The organism is Ruegeria lacuscaerulensis, from assembly GCF_013031245.1.
Taxonomy (GTDB): Bacteria; Pseudomonadota; Alphaproteobacteria; order Rhodobacterales; family Rhodobacteraceae; genus Ruegeria; species Ruegeria lacuscaerulensis_C.
In genome coordinates this window covers 18,367-34,369 of the sequence record NZ_WPZL01000027.1, presented here as the reverse complement: position 1 = coordinate 34,369, position 16,003 = coordinate 18,367, and the positions used below count along the sequence as shown (strand labels likewise).

The 16,003-nt window shown below is 59.1% G+C and carries 17 protein-coding genes; 10 read left to right on the top strand and 7 right to left on the bottom strand.

Going from position 1 to position 16,003, the window contains the following annotated elements; translation table 11 throughout:
* Window positions 1-61: 61 nt before the first annotated feature.
* Both GOX66_RS20715 and GOX66_RS20710 read right to left on the bottom strand, forming a co-directional pair.
* Window positions 62-883 carry a transporter substrate-binding domain-containing protein gene (locus GOX66_RS20715; protein ID WP_237212703.1) on the bottom strand — a complete coding sequence of 274 codons (822 nt, stop codon included), beginning with the start codon at window positions 881-883 and terminating at the stop codon, window positions 62-64.
* Window positions 884-938: 55 nt separating this feature from the next.
* Entirely contained in the window at window positions 939-1,790 is an 852-nt protein-coding gene (locus tag GOX66_RS20710; protein WP_170765085.1) for an amino acid ABC transporter permease, read from the bottom strand.
* Between the two features lie 144 nt (window positions 1,791-1,934).
* Here GOX66_RS20710 and GOX66_RS20705 point away from each other — a divergent pair, with 144 nt between their 5' ends.
* Window positions 1,935-2,825, top strand: a complete 891-nt coding sequence (locus tag GOX66_RS20705; RefSeq protein ID WP_170765083.1) for a LysR substrate-binding domain-containing protein — start codon at window positions 1,935-1,937, stop codon at window positions 2,823-2,825.
* Here GOX66_RS20705 and GOX66_RS20700 read toward each other — a convergent pair.
* Genes GOX66_RS20700 through GOX66_RS20690 form a run of 3 tightly spaced genes read right to left on the bottom strand, consistent with a single transcriptional unit; the run spans window position 2,812 to window position 5,023 of the window.
* Entirely contained in the window at window positions 2,812-3,384 is a 573-nt protein-coding gene (locus GOX66_RS20700) for a thiamine pyrophosphate-dependent enzyme (RefSeq protein WP_170765081.1), read from the bottom strand. The genes GOX66_RS20705 and GOX66_RS20700 overlap by 14 nt on opposite strands.
* Window positions 3,381-3,929 carry a decarboxylase gene (locus tag GOX66_RS20695; protein WP_170765079.1) on the bottom strand — a complete coding sequence of 183 codons (549 nt, stop codon included), beginning with the start codon at window positions 3,927-3,929 and terminating at the stop codon, window positions 3,381-3,383. The genes GOX66_RS20700 and GOX66_RS20695 overlap by 4 nt, the downstream gene beginning before the upstream one ends.
* Window positions 3,929-5,023, bottom strand: a complete 1,095-nt coding sequence (locus tag GOX66_RS20690; protein WP_170765077.1) for a pyridoxal phosphate-dependent aminotransferase — start codon at window positions 5,021-5,023, stop codon at window positions 3,929-3,931. The genes GOX66_RS20695 and GOX66_RS20690 overlap by 1 nt, the downstream gene beginning before the upstream one ends.
* 168 nt (window positions 5,024-5,191) lie before the next feature.
* Here GOX66_RS20690 and GOX66_RS20685 point away from each other — a divergent pair, with 168 nt between their 5' ends.
* Both GOX66_RS20685 and GOX66_RS20680 read left to right on the top strand, forming a co-directional pair.
* Complete coding sequence (locus tag GOX66_RS20685; protein WP_336509509.1) at window positions 5,192-6,172, top strand: succinylglutamate desuccinylase/aspartoacylase family protein; 981 nt, start codon at window positions 5,192-5,194, stop codon at window positions 6,170-6,172.
* Window positions 6,173-7,633 carry an aldehyde dehydrogenase gene (locus tag GOX66_RS20680; protein ID WP_170765073.1) on the top strand — a complete coding sequence of 487 codons (1,461 nt, stop codon included), beginning with the start codon at window positions 6,173-6,175 and terminating at the stop codon, window positions 7,631-7,633.
* 30 nt (window positions 7,634-7,663) lie between these two features.
* Here GOX66_RS20680 and GOX66_RS20675 read toward each other — a convergent pair whose 3' ends face one another.
* Window positions 7,664-8,653, bottom strand: a complete 990-nt coding sequence (locus tag GOX66_RS20675) for a LysR substrate-binding domain-containing protein (RefSeq protein WP_170765072.1) — start codon at window positions 8,651-8,653, stop codon at window positions 7,664-7,666.
* Between the two features lie 340 nt (window positions 8,654-8,993).
* Here GOX66_RS20675 and GOX66_RS20670 point away from each other — a divergent pair, with 340 nt between their 5' ends.
* The 7 genes from GOX66_RS20670 (at window position 8,994) to GOX66_RS20640 (ending at window position 14,708) form a co-directional block, all read left to right on the top strand.
* Window positions 8,994-9,182: a hypothetical protein gene (locus GOX66_RS20670; protein WP_170765071.1), complete on the top strand. Its 189-nt coding sequence runs from the start codon at window positions 8,994-8,996 to the stop codon at window positions 9,180-9,182.
* Window positions 9,183-9,252: 70 nt separating this feature from the next.
* Window positions 9,253-10,638: an aromatic ring-hydroxylating dioxygenase subunit alpha gene (locus tag GOX66_RS20665; RefSeq protein ID WP_170765070.1), complete on the top strand. Its 1,386-nt coding sequence runs from the start codon at window positions 9,253-9,255 to the stop codon at window positions 10,636-10,638.
* Window positions 10,635-11,267: a hypothetical protein gene (locus GOX66_RS20660; protein ID WP_170765069.1), complete on the top strand. Its 633-nt coding sequence runs from the start codon at window positions 10,635-10,637 to the stop codon at window positions 11,265-11,267. Before GOX66_RS20665 ends, GOX66_RS20660 begins: the two co-directional genes overlap by 4 nt.
* Window positions 11,267-11,893 carry a hypothetical protein gene (locus tag GOX66_RS20655; RefSeq protein WP_170765068.1) on the top strand — a complete coding sequence of 209 codons (627 nt, stop codon included), beginning with the start codon at window positions 11,267-11,269 and terminating at the stop codon, window positions 11,891-11,893. The genes GOX66_RS20660 and GOX66_RS20655 overlap by 1 nt, the downstream gene beginning before the upstream one ends.
* Window positions 11,890-13,083 (top strand): YlbE family protein, encoded by a 1,194-nt coding sequence (locus GOX66_RS20650; protein WP_170765067.1) that lies wholly within the window; start codon window positions 11,890-11,892, stop codon window positions 13,081-13,083. The genes GOX66_RS20655 and GOX66_RS20650 overlap by 4 nt, the downstream gene beginning before the upstream one ends.
* Window positions 13,080-14,369: an amidase gene (locus GOX66_RS20645; protein WP_170765066.1), complete on the top strand. Its 1,290-nt coding sequence runs from the start codon at window positions 13,080-13,082 to the stop codon at window positions 14,367-14,369. Before GOX66_RS20650 ends, GOX66_RS20645 begins: the two co-directional genes overlap by 4 nt.
* 15 nt (window positions 14,370-14,384) lie before the next feature.
* Entirely contained in the window at window positions 14,385-14,708 is a 324-nt protein-coding gene (locus GOX66_RS20640; RefSeq protein WP_170765064.1) for a 2Fe-2S iron-sulfur cluster-binding protein, read from the top strand.
* 224 nt (window positions 14,709-14,932) lie between these two features.
* Here the strand turns inward: GOX66_RS20640 and GOX66_RS20635 are convergent, their stop codons facing one another.
* On the bottom strand, window positions 14,933-15,949 hold the full coding sequence (locus GOX66_RS20635; RefSeq protein WP_170765062.1) for a GlxA family transcriptional regulator: 1,017 nt from the start codon (window positions 15,947-15,949) through the stop codon (window positions 14,933-14,935).
* Window positions 15,950-16,003 lie beyond the last annotated feature (54 nt).

The following is a 16,003-nucleotide window of genomic DNA, read 5'->3' as shown; positions in this document are numbered from 1 at the left end:
CCTCGGAGAAGAACGGAGGCACGGTATCAGGCCGTGCCTCCGCGAGTTGCCTTTGAGGAGATCAGTTAGAGGCAACCATGTCTTTCCACTCAGACTGATCCTTGAACCAATAGTCATGCGTTTCCTGCAGCCAACCATTTGCGGTGTTCACAAGAATCCAGTTGGAGAAAAAGTTCAGCGCGTCCGGATCGCCCTTGCGCAGCGCGAAGGCTTCGTTGCCGCGGCTGAGGTTTTCACCGTCATTGGCAACAAACACCTTGTCAGAATGCGCATCTGACCAGAAACGCGGCTTTGGCGCTGATGAGATCATCGCATGGGCGTTGCCGTTCACAACTTCCTGAAAGGCCTGAGCGTCGTCATCGAACTTGCGCAAAGTGGCCTTGGGGAAACGATCGGCAGCAAAGTTGCATGGGGTCGCGCCCCGGCGGCAGGCGATGGTGACGCTGGTGTCATTGTAGTCATCCAGGGATGTAAATCCGCCCGCAAGCTCGGTGTTCGACGCCATTTGCTGGCCCGAATGCGCGTAAGGAGCGGTGAAATTGACCGTCAGGTTCCGTTGCGGTGTGATCGACATGCCGCCAATGATGATGTCGAATTTCTTGGCGATCAGTGCCGGAATGATCCCGCTCCAGGCGGTGGGCACGAATTCGACCTCGACCCCCATATCCTCGGCCACTTTGGTGGCGACGTCGATTTCAAAGCCGATCAGGTTGCCGTCCTTGTCGCGCATCGCCCAGGGAACGAAGGTGGACATGCCAACGCGCAGCTTGCCGCGCTTCTGAATTTCCTCGATCACGCCCTCTGCCGCAGCGGGAATGGCGGATGCTGACAGGCTGGTCACAGCAACTGCTGCTGCCACTGCGAGTCCTTTGATAGGTTTCATGAATTTCATCTGGGTTATTCCTCCGATATTGTTAGATTTGTTTATTTTCAAAAGCTTATCTTTTGCCTTTGTTGAGTGAGTGTTCGAACATACTGACCAGTATGGACAGGGTGATGGTCACCGACAGGTAGATGCCTGCAACCAGGAACCAGACCTCGAACGCCATGAACGTGTCGGCAATCAGGTTCAGGCCTGCGGTCGTGAGTTCAGAAACCGCAATGACGCTGACAATAGCCGAATGCTTGATCAGCGAGATCAGCAAACCCGTGAGTGGCGGCAGAATCAGCGGCAATGATTGGGGCACGATAATGAAGCGGTACTTATCAACCGCCGTCAGACCAATGGCGTCGGCGCCTTCATATTGCCCCTTGTCCACGGCGGTAATGCCGCCCCGAATGATTTCAGCGGCAAAAGACCCTTCGAAAAAGGCCAGACACAGGACGCCCGCCCAGAACCGGTCAATTCCGAATATCGGCGCCAGAACGAAGTAAAACAGGAACAATTGAACCAGCAGCGGAGTATTGCGGATCGCCTCGAGGTAGACCTTGGACACAATGCGACCAGCGATGGAATCCGACAGCCGGGCAAAGGCGGCAACAAAGCCGATCAGAATGGCGATCACGCCTGCGATACCGGCAAGACGCAACGTTTCCATCAGGCCACGCACAAGCGGCCCCCATATTATCTCACCATCGATTTCGCGGAAAAAGAACGGCTCGACCCGATACCATTGCCAGCTGTAGTCCATCGACTGCGCGCCGCGCCAGATCAGAAACCCCAGGACCGCAAAAACAAGAACAGCCTGCCCGACCTGCCAGATTGTGCGGCCAAACGCTGCCGCGTCAAAGCCTGTATCCTCCCGAGTGCGGTTGGCTCGTGGTGTTGCGGTGGTCACCCGTCCATGCATGCAAGCCCCCTGGCGCGCCGAATTATTTGATGAGTATCAGGGTCAACATATAGCTCTGTCAACATTTTATCGAGTTATTCTTTCAAAAATGCTATAATTAGAATTCCCTTGCGAAAACTTTCTGATAGTGGAAAGACGGTTGGTATGAAGATTACCTTCCGACAGGTCGATGCATTCCGAACCGTGGTATCCACCGGCACCGTAACCGAAGCCGCGGAAATGCTTGGTATTTCACAACCCGCTGTCAGCCGGCTGCTCTCAGATCTCGAGGGCGAGGTGGGGTTCGCCCTGTTTCAGCGCTCGGGCCGGGTGCTGGTTCCCACTGACGAAGCCCGACTGCTGGTGCAGGAGGTACGTCAGGCTGTGAGCGGGATGGAACATATCAAGCAGGCCGTGACGGCGATCGGCAAATTCGGACATGCCCGACTCAGCCTGGTGACCACACCAGCCTTTGCCTCGCAACTGGCCCCGGACCTGATCGGCACGTTTGCGACCACCTGCCCCGATGCCATGGCCCGGCTGGAGTTCGAGGCCAATGATGATACGGTTGAATGGATGGTGTCGCAGAATTACGATTTCGGAATTACGTCAAGCGTGCCGTCCAACCCGTCCTTCGATAGCCTGATCATCTGGGATGACGATGTGTATTGCGTTCTGCCCGAGGGGCATCCGCTGGCTGACAAACCCATCATTCAGGCCCGCGATCTGGCGGATGAGAGCTTTATCTCTTATATGAGTTCCTCGCGTTTCCGCTTTGAGGTCGATCGTTTTTTCGAAGCAAAGTCCATTTCACGCAGCATGAAATACGAAACCCGCACCACAGATGGGATTTGCCGCCTGGTGGCGCGGGGGCTCGGGGTTTCCATCGTGGGATCATCCAAGGGTTATCTTGAAACGATCCCCGGCTGTGTCGCGCTGCCGTTCGCCGCGCCGCTGAACTTCAAAGCTGTTCTGTTCTGGTCCAAGAATGAGCCCCTGTCTGCAGTTGCACAAATGTTTCTGGACATCGCCAGGGGTTCACTCAGCCCCGACTGAGTGCATCCCGGAACGTCTGCCGGGCTTTGGCACTGTGAATGTAGGCGTAGTCCCGTGGAAATGCTTCGCCTGCCGTGACTTCCATACAGACAAATTGTGGCCCAGGTGCCGACAGGATGCCAGGAAGGTCGTCAGTGAACCGGTCCAGCTCGTAAAAGCTCTGCGCCCGAGCATATCCGGCGGACCGGGCAAAGCCCTCGAAATCCACCTGATCCGCACCCGGCAGAGGATGTGCACCGTTCACTTCATAGACCCGGTTGGCCGATAGGAAATGATACAGGTTTGTCACACCGGAATTGGCAATGGTCACCAGCGATCCGAGATTCATCAGCAAACTGCCATCCCCATCCAGCACGATGACCCGCCGGTCGGGATTGGCCAGCGCCAAACCCAATCCGTGCGAACTGGCCTGCCCCATTGCGCCCACGGCAACATAATTCAGATCACGCGGGTTTAGTTGCAGCCAATCGAAACAGCTTTGATAGACGGCAACCACGATATCGCGGTCATTAATGTGCGGGATCAGCGCCTTGAGCGCCTGGTCACGATAGAGTGTCATTGGGCCTCCGGTGCACGGCCAATCAGGAAGATATGTGGGCGGGATGCCGCGTAGGCTGCTGAGATAGCACCTGAAACATGATCAGTGTCTTCAGGTTCTTCGATCAGGGAATGGGAAATCTGCATCGCATCCAGCACCGGGCGGATGATCCGCACGCCATAAGACGCGGACTGATCGGGATGCACGTGGGGTTCCTTGCCCTGCAACCCCACCATCATCACAATGGGCAGTTCATAATCAATGCCGATTGCACGAATGGCATTCAGCGAATCCATCAGCCCGGTTTGCTGCATCATCAGCACCGCGCGGGTGCCGTTGTAGGACATTGCGCCGCAAATGCTGACACCCTCATCCTCTTTGCAGATGCGGGTCAGCCGGAAGTCGGGGTCGCGCGAGATCGGCCAGAGCAACCCGTCGCTGGTGACGATATCTGGCAGCGCAACGATCTCGCGGACGTCTGCGGCCTTAATCTGTTCGACTATCTTTGCACCAGAGGGGTGGTCGACTACCGGGGCATCCTGGGCCAGTTGGGGCGAGGCAACCATCATGCTCCTCCATTCAGAAATTGCGCGATACCGTCCCGCGCGGCCTTCAGCTCTTGCGACTGTCCAACCGTGAGGCGGATATAGTCCTTGTAGGCGGGAGATGCGAAACGGCGCGCCGCGATGCCTTGCTGGCGCAGCGCATGATCAACCGCTTCGGCGGATTTTTCGGGGTTGTGGAAATGCACCAGAAGGAAATTGGCCTGGCTGGGCACAACTTTCAGGCCCAGGCCCTGCAACTCGGCCGTCAGCCAATTGCGCCCCTTGCGATTTTCTTCAAATACAAACCTGGTATGTGCTTCGTCTTCCAGCGCAGCAATGGCCGCCGCGACCGAGGGCGACGCGACGGGAAAGGTCAGAGCGATGCGGCGTACGGAATCGATCACATCTTCAGGCGCATAAATCCACCCGACCCGCGCCCCCGCCAGGCCGAAAATCTTGGAAAACGTCCGGCACATGACAACGTTCCCGGCCTCTTCCACCAGTTTGTGCGCCGGTTCGTAATCGTCGGCGTCGACGTATTCCTCATAGGCGGCGTCAATCACCAGCAGCACATTGTCGGGCAGCGCGGCATGCAGGCGGCGTACTTCGGCGCCGCTCAGGTAGGTGCCCGCCGGATTCTCGGGATTGGCCAGATAGACAATCCGGGTGCGATCGGTCAGTGCCGCAATCATGCGGTCTACCGAGGGTTTGAAATCGTCATCAGGCACCGAGATCACATCAGCATCGTTGGCAAAAGCGTAGTTCGGCACTTTCAGATAGCCGTTTTCGCTGCGGATCAGCTCGGTGCCGGGGCCCAGATAGGCTCGTGCCAGCCGCGCCAGCAAATCGTCCGAACCCTGCCCGGTGGTGATCCGCGCCGCGTCCAGGTCAAAATGTTCGGCAATGGCCGGGGCCAGAACCTGATCGGGATTTTCCAGATACCTTTCAATCCCGCTGACCGCCGCCCGCGCCGCCGCAAGCGCGTGGGGGCTGGGGCCGTAAACGCTTTCGTTGGAATTCAACAGGATGGATACCGGCGGAACCGCCTGTGTCGCCCCTCCAACCATATGCGGTTTGATTTTGTCTATACCTGCCTTCGCGCGGGCTACGACCATATGATGTCTCCAATGCCGATCTTTCGCATCTCCCCAACCCTCATATCACACGAGAGAAAGTTTTTTGCAATTCTCTTTCAAAAAAATTATGATATGAAAACCCCGGACATTTGCCGCATCAGGATGATCATGACCCAGGCCCACCCCACTCAGACCAGCAGATTGCTTGTGACAATTGATTTGGATCTCCCCGGCAGACAGGCCGGGGACGTGATGCTGAAATGGTCGGACAATGATGTGCCGCTGGGCTATTACCCCATACCGATCGTCAGCCTGCGCGGATCAGATGGGCCGACCGTTTTGATTTTGGGTGGCACCCATGGCGACGAATTCGAAGGTCCTGCCGCAATTCTGCGGCTGTCGGAGCGGCTGGATCCAACGCAGGTTCAGGGTCAGTTGATCCTGATGCCCGCGCTGAACGCCGCAGCACTGGCCGCATCCTCGCGGGTGACGCCACTGGACGGGCAGAACCTGAACCGCGCCTTTCCGGGTGATCCCGATGGCGGGCCAACCGCGATGCTGGCGCATTTTGTCGAATCCGTTCTGATGCCGCGCGTCGATGCGGTGATCGATCTGCATTCCGGCGGCAAGGCATCCGTGTTTGCGCCCTGCGCGCTGGCCTCGCGCTGCGCTAATGCTTTTCTGACCCGGGCTAATCTGAATTTGGCCCAGGCTTTTGGCCTGCCGCTGATCTGGATACTGGGCGAGCATAACGACAACCGATCCGTAAATGCGGCGGCGGTCCGCGCCGGTGTTCCAATGATCGCGGCGGAACTGGGAGGTGGTGGTAATGTGACCCCCGAGATTGTGGACGCGGCTGAGGCCGGTCTGCTGCACTGCCTGACCCATCTGGGTGTGCTAGACGGTGCCCCGCCGGACACTGCCACACGTCAGGTTGAGATCACCTCTCCACTCGCATCGCTTTACGCCCCTGCCGCCGGTTTGTTTGATCGCAAGGTCAGCGCCGGGCAGGATGTGCGGACAGGCGACCTGGCGGGTTACTTGCGTTTTCCCGATGATCCCGCGCGTCCGGCGCTGAATCTGACGTTTCCGACCGGTGGTCTGGTACTGGCACATGGCAATCGCGGCATGGTTTGCCGTGGTGATCTGCTTACCCTTGTCGCACACGATGTTTCCGAAGGACAATAAATGAAAACCTATACACCGTTTATCTCCGGGGCATTTCTGCCGTGGCAGGGCGAGACCATACCCAGCATCGACCCGGCCTCCGGAACAGAATGGAGTCGGGTCGCACGCTGCGGCGCATCCGAGGCCGACGCTGCCATCCGCGACGCTGATCTGGCCTTTCGCAAGGGACCCTGGGCCTCGGCCACCCCTTCGGAACGGGCCGACATGCTCGACGCGTTGGCCGATACGCTTGAGATCCACTGGGAGGAGTTGGTCGAGCCAGAAATCCGGGACAACGGCAAGCGCATCACCGAGGTGCGCGGCCAGTTCGCTGGGCTGCACAGCTGGTATCGCTATTTCGCCGCCGAAGCGCGCAAGTTGACACCCGAAACGCAGGATAACGCCATACCGAATGTGACCAGTGTGGGGCATTGGTTGCCCTATGGGGTGGTGGTGGCGATCACCCCATGGAACTCGCCCCTGATGATTCTGGCGTGGAAACTGGCCCCGGCGCTGGCGGCTGGCAACACGGTGGTCGTGAAACCCTCCGAGATGACCTCAGCCTCGACCCTGGAATTTACGCGGCTGGCGCATCAGTCCGGCCTGCCGCCCGGTGTTCTGAATGTGGTAACGGGGCTGGGGCACGAGGTGGGCGAGGCGTTGGTGCGCCATCCGCTGACCCGCAAGGTGACCTTTACAGGGTCGGATTTTGGTGGCCGCAAGGTGGCCGAGGCTGCCTCGGTCGGGGTGGTGCCCACCACGTTGGAGCTAGGGGGCAAGTCGCCTCAGGTCGTGTTCGCAGATTGCGATCTGGAAAACACCGTCAACGGCGTTCTGTCCGGCATTTTCCTGTCGAACGGGCAGACCTGCGTGGCAGGCTCGCGGCTGATTGTCGAGGCGCCGGTTAAGGACGCCTTAGTCACGCGCCTGCTGGAGCGGGCGAGGGGTTTGAGACTGGGCGATCCGATGGACCCGGCAACGCAGGTCGCGCCACTGGCAAACGAGCCGCATCTGCGCAAGGTGACCTCGATGATCGCGCAGGCCAAGGCCGATGGCGCCGACTGTCTGCTGGACGGCACCCAAACGGCGCAGGGGATGCGGGGGTATTATGTGGGGCCGACGATCTTCGATCAGGTCCGCCCCGACATGCAACTGTGGCGCGAGGAGGTGTTCGGCCCGGTGCTGGCAATCATCCCCTTCGACACCGAGGAGGAGGCCATTGCCCTGGCCAATGACAGCGATTACGGGCTGGCCGCAGGTGTCTGGACGTCTGATGCCGCCAAAGGGGCGCGGGTGGCCGACGGCATCCTGTCAGGGACAGTCTATATCAACCATTACCGCAGCGTTGATCCCGGAAGTCCGATCGGCGGCATCAAACTGTCCGGATACGGGCGCGAACTGGGCCCCGATGCGATCAAGGACTTCCTGCAGGTCAAATCAGTCTGGACCGGAACCGCTCCCGTGCCCGATCCGTTTCCGTAAGTGCGTTCAGCTATTGAGGCCCGGGTGACCTCAATCGGTGATCGATACGCCGAAATAGGTTTCGATGATTTCGAGCATCTTGGACTCGAGCGTGGTCGGATTTGCGCCCTTGGGCCAGATCACCGCCAGCTCGACGGGAATCTCGGGCTTGAAAGGGCGAATGATCACACTTCCGTCGTTGGGCGGGGGCTGGTGCGGGCCGACCACGGCCACACCCATACCCCGCGCCACCATTCCGAAGACCGAGGCGGTTGCACGACATTCCAGCCGGATATCCCGCGCCACGCCACGTTCGCGAAACACCTGATCGATACGCAGCCGCAGCAGGCTGTCAGGGCGGTAGGACACAAAGCTCTCGCCCTGCAGGTCCTCGGCATTGATGATGTCGCATGACGCCAGCCGGTGATCGGCAGACAGCGCGCAGACAGCAGGCGACGTATCGACCACCCTGACATTCAGGCCCGGCCGGTTGCTGTAGGGATAGGCAACCGCAATATTGGCCTGACGGGCGCTGACCCACTCGCAGGCCTGATCCGACAAAAGCACCTCGAGCGAGGCCGAAGCGCGCGGATATTCCCGTTTGAACTGTGCCACCAGATCTAGCCCGATGGTAGATTCGACCGTGGGAATGGCCACGAGGCAAATCTTGCCATGCGGATAGTCGCGAATGCTTTCGGCAGCTTCCTTTATCCGCTCCAGCCCGAGATACGAGCGCTGCACTTCTTCGTACAGCGCGTCAGCCTCCTGAGTTTTGGCCAGACGCCGTCCGGCTCGCTCGAAAAGGGTCAGATCCAGCTCTCTTTCAAGCTCACCCAGCAGACGGCTCACCGCAGGTTGCGACACTCCCAGAAGCTTTGCGGCGCTTGTGGTGCTTCCGGTCAGATAGACGCAGCGAAACGCCTCGACCTGTCGAAACGTCAGCATGAAACGCCGTTGAACCGGATGTGGAGGTTTGCGCGTGATGTGCCGGGGCGTACTGTCATTCCTGATCATGTCCCAATGGTTGAGGCTTTCGGCCATATAGACACGTCCGTCCCGGATTTTCAAAACACTGACCCGTGGACTGCGTCAGCTTGCCTGATACTGCACGGGACTGTCGCAGGCTGTGGTCCAGCCCTCCTGAAGCATCGGGCACTTAAGCCCCTACTCGGGAACTGTACTGCGCGCGTTGGATTTTGTAATAAATAAGACATTGACATACCATATGCCGTATCTATGCTTAAATCTAATATATGAAAACACCCAACTTACAGCAAGTCTCGTGGTCATAATCAGAGTTTTACCGACCGGACCTCTCACTACCCCAAGAAGTCGACGGGCAGGTGAGTGTTTTCGGGTGTCCTGCCAAAGGGGAGGGAAGATGTTCAAGAACTGGTGGATTCTGCCTGTTCCACCAATTGCAATCAGCATTTCACTGGTGGCTGCGTCGCAGGGCGTGTTCCTCAGGTCCTGGGTTTCCAGTCGTCTACCTGATCGCGCGATCAAGATGGGCGATGATGCTCATAGTGTTCAACACGTGCAGGCTACCTCTGCCGCGTTGCCGGAATGAGGCCGGGCGCTGACACTGCCACCAACACGCCAGAAGCGCGCATGAGTTTTAAGACGTAGGGAGGACTAAGATGAACAAGCCAGTTGACACGGACCCGTTTGCAATTCCCCAGGGAAATTTTCGCGGTCACGATCAGCAATCGGTATGGTCGCAAGGATACGATCCGGAACTGACCGAGGTTGGTCCCGGCACGCCTTGTGGTGAGTATCTGCGCCGGTTCTGGATGCCGGTGGCGATGACTGATCAGATCGGTGATCTGCCCTATCGCATCCGCATTCTGGGCGAGGATCTGATCCTGTTCCGTGAAAAGAAGGAAGGTAAGCTGGGCTGTACGCATCTGCACTGTTGTCACCGCAACATGAGCCTCGAATTCGGCATCATCGAAGAGGGCGGTATCCGCTGCTCGTACCATGGTTGGAAATACGGGCTGGACGGCACGGTTCTGGAAACGCCGTGCGAACCGCCCGCGTCTCAGGTCAAGAAAAAGGCCTGTTTGGGCGCCTATCCGGTTATTGAATATAAGGGGCTGGCCTTTGCCTATCTGGGGCCGAAAGACGTCATGCCGCCCTTCCCGGTGATGGACACCTTCGATGACACCGGGGATGAACTGGTGCCCTACCTGATCAAATCGCCCTGCAACTGGTTGCAGGTGATGGAAAACGCCTGGGACCCGTTCCATGTAGTCTATCTGCACACCAAGGCAGCGCGGGTACAGTTTCACGAAGCCTTCGCCCATATGCCGATGATCGAGTTTCACGACAGTCAGACCGGCGACTTTTACACCAATGTGCGCCGGGACGGCGATTTCATCTGGGTCCGGGTGCATGATCACATGCTGCCCTCGTTCACCCAGAATGGCGGGCACTTCCCGATCCCGGATCGGTCGCGTTATTTTGGCCGGGGTGGGCTGACCCGCTGGATCACGCCGATAGATGACACCAACACCATGGTCATCGCATGGCGTCACTTCCGCGACCCGAGCTTCAACGACGACCCGCGCGGCATGACCAACCGTGACGAGGTGGGTTTTGGCAAAACCGATTTCTACGGTCAGGGGCCTGATCGCCCCTACGAGATGCGCCAGCGCGATCCGGGCGATTACGATGCCTGGGTCAGCCAGGGACCGATCAACATACATGCCCGCGAGAACCTGTCCTTCACCGACCGCGGCGTGGCCAAGGCGCGCCGGATGCTGCGCAACGCGGTACGCGCCCTGCAAAAGGGTGAAAGCCCAACGCAGCCTACAGATAATTTCCAAGGCAAGGTCATTCCGACTTATGCCGGCGATACAGTTCTGAAAATCCCGCTGCAGGAAGGCCGCGATGACGGCGCCCTGCAAAAGGAGGTGTCGTTCAAGGTGGCCGAGATCCTCAAATCCGGCGATCACCTGCAAGGCCAGGAACGGCGTGATTTCATCGAAACCGCGCTTAAGGAATACGAGGCAAGCTGGGTATGAGCACACGCATCCCCCACAACCCCGGCCGGGTCGACTGGTCTGGGGAGAACCCGGGTATCTACCTGAAACAGAACCCGGGTCAGGACCACTACGATACTCTGGCACTGTTTTTCCGCGTGGTTTTATCACCATATGGGCGCGGCCACGCGGCCATCGTGCTGGGCGCCCCGGACGAGGCGCGCGGCTGGCCGCATGTGCCCAACCTGATCATGACTGACAACCAGCGCATGATGCGCTGGATCGTCGACGGCTGGGTGACCAAGATGCCGACGTTCATCGGCAAGGCGGGTCTGGCTGCGATGACCTGGTTGGATTGCGACAGCGTGGAAAAGCGCCCCGGCGATCTGAAAACACGCTATTCCGAAACCCTGCGCGGATCGGGGGTGACGCTCGAGATGATCTGGCAGAACATGGGCCCGCCCCTGCCGGTTGAAGTCACCAAGGAAAATTCGGCCACCAAGGAACACGAGATGTATTCGGTGTTCCTCGAAGCCAGGGCGGCGCAGGTCAGGGTCAACGGAACCGCGTTGCCCGGTCAGGTGGCGGATCGCCAATTTTTTGGCCGAACCATGAGCACCGCCTTTCTGGCCTTTTCCGAAACATGGGTCACCCTGCGGGAGGACGTCTGATGCCCCTGAACGAACCAATCACGCCGGGCGCCGTCGACTGGACCGGCGAAAACCCCGGCATTCTGCTGTGCGACGAGAATGGCGAGTTTTCGGCCATGGCGCTGTTTTTCCGCGTGGCCTGGTCCCCTGTGGGTCAGGGGCAGGTCCTGTTGCTGCTGGGCTCGCCCGGTACGGTTGAGGGCACAGCCGATGCCCCCAATGTCATCCTGTCCGATAATCCCGACGTCACGGCGTTTCTGAGGGAAAACTTCATCAGCAAGCTGGCCGCTTTTGCCAATGCGCCCGCCTATGCGAGTTTGCCCGAGGTCGGCGCGCAGGCGGTTCGGGCGGGCGGCGATCCGATGAGCCATCGCTACACGGAAACCATCGCGGGTCCCGGCCTGACCGTGGAACTGGTTTGGGAAGATCTGGAGAAACCCCGTGCGTTGGAGCTTTCGCCGCACGAGGTGGCCTCGGGTGAGCAAAACATGTTCTCGCTGCTGGTGCCCGCGCATGCGGCGCAGATCATCGTCAACGGCCGCCCCCTGCCCGGAAAGCTGGGGACAAGAGTGCAGGCCGGGTACGAAACCACCAGCGCCTTTCTTTACTTCTCGGAAACCTGGATCATCCCGCCGGAGGTGTCATGAGCCTGCATCAAGCCGATCAACTGGCATTTGACAGGGCGATGGTGACGCAACCGGTCTGGAACCGTTTCAACACCGCCGCCGACGCGGTGAACCTGCCGGATAACGTTCTGCTGCACGCAGGCCCTGCCTTTGCCGCGCCGGATCAGATCACCGCCCCGATCCTGAACTCGGCCTGTGTGGCCGCTGTTTGGGAAGGCCTGGCGCGCGACTTCGATCAGGCTGAGGCGATGATCTTGTCCGGCGAGATCGTGCTGCAACCGGCGCAGGATCACGATGTGGTCACGCCTCTGGCTGCTGTGGTCTCGGCCAACATGCCTTTGCACACGATTTATGACGCGTGGCGCGGGCAGACGCGGATATTCACTCCGATCAATGCCGGGTCGCGCCCTGCGATGCGGCTGGGGCTGCGGTCTGAGGCGGTGCTGGAGCATATCCGCTGGCTCAACACCCGCTTTCTGGACGTGTTGCAGGGCGGCATTGCCGAAGGTATCGCATTGGTGCCGCTGGCGGTTGTCGGTCTGGTGGGCGGTGATGACTGTCACGGGCGTACCCCGGTTGCCACACAAGCACTGGTCGAAGAGTTGAAGGACCGGACGCCCAACGGCATCAGCGACGACAACGCGCTGGAGTTCATGGCGACTTCGCCATCCCTGTTCCTCAACCTGTGGATGGCAGCGACCAAAATCATGATGAAGCTGGCCGAAGGGGTCGAAGGGTCGAGCTTTGTCACCGCAGCGGGCGGCAACGGGCGCGAGGTTGGCATTCAGATCGCCGGCCTGCCCGGAAAGTGGTTCACTACCCCTGCCAGCCCGCCGCGAGGCAATTTCGATGTCGATCTGCCCGAAGATCGCGCTCTGGGCGCCATCGGCGACAGCGCGGTTGTCGAAGCCTTCGGTCTGGGTGCTATGGCGATTGAGCATAGCCCCGAGCAGAAAAAGAGTGTGGGCGCATTTTTGCCCGACAATGCCGAGGCGCGCGCATCGGGCCTGTCGGTTGGCGCACACCCCTATTTCCGCGCGCTTGACATCCGATTGGGCTCGACGGCGCGCGGTGCGGTGGCGCAGGGATCGGGTCCGGTGATCGGTCTGGGCATTCTGGACCGTCTGGGCGAAGCAGGCAGGCTGGGCGGCGGCATCTACGATATGCCCGTTACCCCGTTCGCCGCGGCCATGAAAGCGTTGGATGCATGAGCGATCTGAACCATCGCAGCGTCACCGAACTTGCCGGTCTGATCCGGGCGGGCGAGGCCAAACCATCCGAGGTCATGCAGGCGCATCTGGATCGCATCGCGCTGAGGGAACCCATTGTCGGGGCCTTTCAGCATCTGGATGCGGACCGCGCCATGGAGCGAGCCCGGATCGCCGACACTCTCCCCATCGGCGGCCCGCTTCATGGCGTGCCTTTTGCCATCAAGGACATTATCGACACCGATGACATGCCGACCGGCTGGGGTAGCGATCTGTACCGGGATCGTCAGCCGGATCGGACCGCCATCTGTGTGCAGGCGTTTCTGAACGCGGGCGCGATACCCGTTGGCAAGACGGTGACCACCGAATTCGCCTATTTCCGCCCCGGCAAGACCGCCAATCCGCATAACCCGGCGCATACGCCGGGCGGGTCCTCATCGGGTTCCGCCGCGGCGGTGGCAGATTTCATGGTGCCTCTGGCCTTTGGCTCACAAACGGCGGCCTCGCTGATCCGGCCTGCGGCCTATTGCGGCGTCTGCGGCTTTCGCCCCACCATCAACAGCTATCCGCTGGAGGGTGTCATGGGCCTGTCGCACAGCCTGGACACGCTGGGTGTACTGGCACGCGATCCGGCCGATCTGGCGCTGACGGATGCGGTCCTGCGTGGGGTCGATCCACCATCAGTGCCCTGTTTCGAAGACAACCTGCCGCGCATCAGCCTGATGCGCGGGCCGCACTGGATGGATGGCTCGATTGAAATGCGCGACGCCTGCTCCCGTGCACTGTCCGCAATCGCCGACGCCGGGGCTGAGGCTGGCGAGATGGCCCATCCACCGGTCTTTACCGAACTAACGGCAGCCCATAACACGGTCATGAGCTACGAGGCCGCATGCCTGCGCCACCAAGAATTCGATCTTGGCGTCCCTGCCATCAGCCCCCAGTTCCACGCCCTGATTGAAGCCGGCCAGCAGGTTAGCGAGGGCGAATACCAACAGGCGCTGGCCGTACGCGACCGAGCGAATGCCATTCTGGATCAACTGTTTGAGGATACCGACGCCTTGCTGGTGCCTTCAGCGCCCGGACCGGCCCCCGCAGGTTTGGAAGCTACTGGCGATCCGCTGTTTTCACGCATGTGGAACCTGTTGCAGGTGCCGTCCTTCGCCATTCCCTTTGGCAAAGCTCCGAATGGCCTGCCGCTGGGCATTCAACTGATCGCGCCGCGCGGCGCCGATGCCCGGCTGCTCGATACCGCACAATGGGTGCAGGATACCCTCAAACACTCCAACTGACATTAGGACTTCGCAATGCCCAAAATCACTTTTACCGATCACACCGGAACGTCTCGGGATATCGAAGTTGCCGAGGGCCGGTCGCTTATGGAGGGCGCCCGGGATGCGGGGATCGATGCTATAGCCGCAGATTGCGGCGGCGCCTGTGCTTGCGCCACCTGCCATGTCTATATCGACGACGCCTGGGTGGACAGGGTGGGCGCGCAGGACCCGAACGAGGCCGATATGCTGGATTTCGCGGCCGCGCCCACCGACCACCGCTCGCGCCTGTCCTGTCAGGTCAGGGTCACTGCCGCACTCGAAGGTTTGTCAGTGCACACCCCCGACACACAAGGCTAGGAACTCAGGCGTTTAGGGTCTTGTGCACACCGTGAAGTACACCCGTTACAAGAAACAAACAGGGCCTGACCCAGATTGTTTGCGGTTATGAGATGTCTGACAGGTATTTGGCGGGCAATTGCCATACCGAAGGTGCAAGGTTGTCAAAACGGACTTTGGTTAGCTCCTGCGAATTTATTTCAATAGTTCAGAAGTCGCAATTTCTGACCCTTGTCAGTCGCAAGTTACTCACGTTTTTCAGACCACCCCCGTCTGAACGAAGTTGGCGCCCCGCCGTAGCGTTTTTTGAATCTCACAGTAAGTTGGGTAGCGCTGCTAAAGCCTGTGGCTGCCGCGATTTCGGCAACCGTCATCTCGGTTTCGCTGAGCAATGCGTAAGCCCTCGCGACGCGCAGTTCGATGTAGAACTGCACAGGTGAAATCTCGACATACTTTTGGAAAAGACGCTCCAGCTGACGACGAGATATCTGTACGGCTTCTGCTATTTCAGAGATATCCAACGGCTCTTCCAGGTTTTCATGCATGATCTGCATGGCATTGATCAGATATTGGTTGCGACTGCCCAAGGCCACCGAGAAGGCTGATTTCTGAAGCGTTTTGCTATTGTTGGACCGAAAGTGGATGCACATGTCCGATACGATGACCGCCAGGTCGTTTCCGAAGTCGGATTCGATCATGTCCAGCATCATGTCAGTTGCGGCATTGCCACCACCACATGTCATAAGTTCGTTGTCGATCTCATACAGGTTTGCCGATGGCTCCAAATCAACAAAATGTTCGACGAATGCCGGGTGGTTTTCCCAATGCAAAGTGAACCTTTTTCCTGACAGAACCCCGGCTTTCGCAAGGGCAAAAGCGCCCGTGCAAATACCACCCAGATCACAGCCAAAGGTTCTCTGTCGGCTGATCCACGACAGGACTTTAGGGTTTGTACTTTCGGCTGGTTCAATACCTGAACAAACGAACAGGCGCGATGATCGCGGCAGATTTTGCAAAGCGAAATCAGGCGTAATCTCAATCCCATTCGAACAGGTGACCGGGTTCCCGTCCTCGGTGATCAGAAACCACTTGTACAGCTCCTTGTTTGTAACCTGATTGGCGATCCTCAGAGGTTCCACCGCAGCGCTAAAGGCCAGCATGGTCAGCTTTGGGAGCAACAGGAAATAGATCTCCTTAGCTGGCCCGTTGTAGACAACGCGATAGCTGGCCGCGCCTTTAGGGACAAAATTTCTAGGGTTCATATTCTCTCCTCCCAGTTTCGACCAAGGCGGATAAAGAGCACCAACACCCCTTAT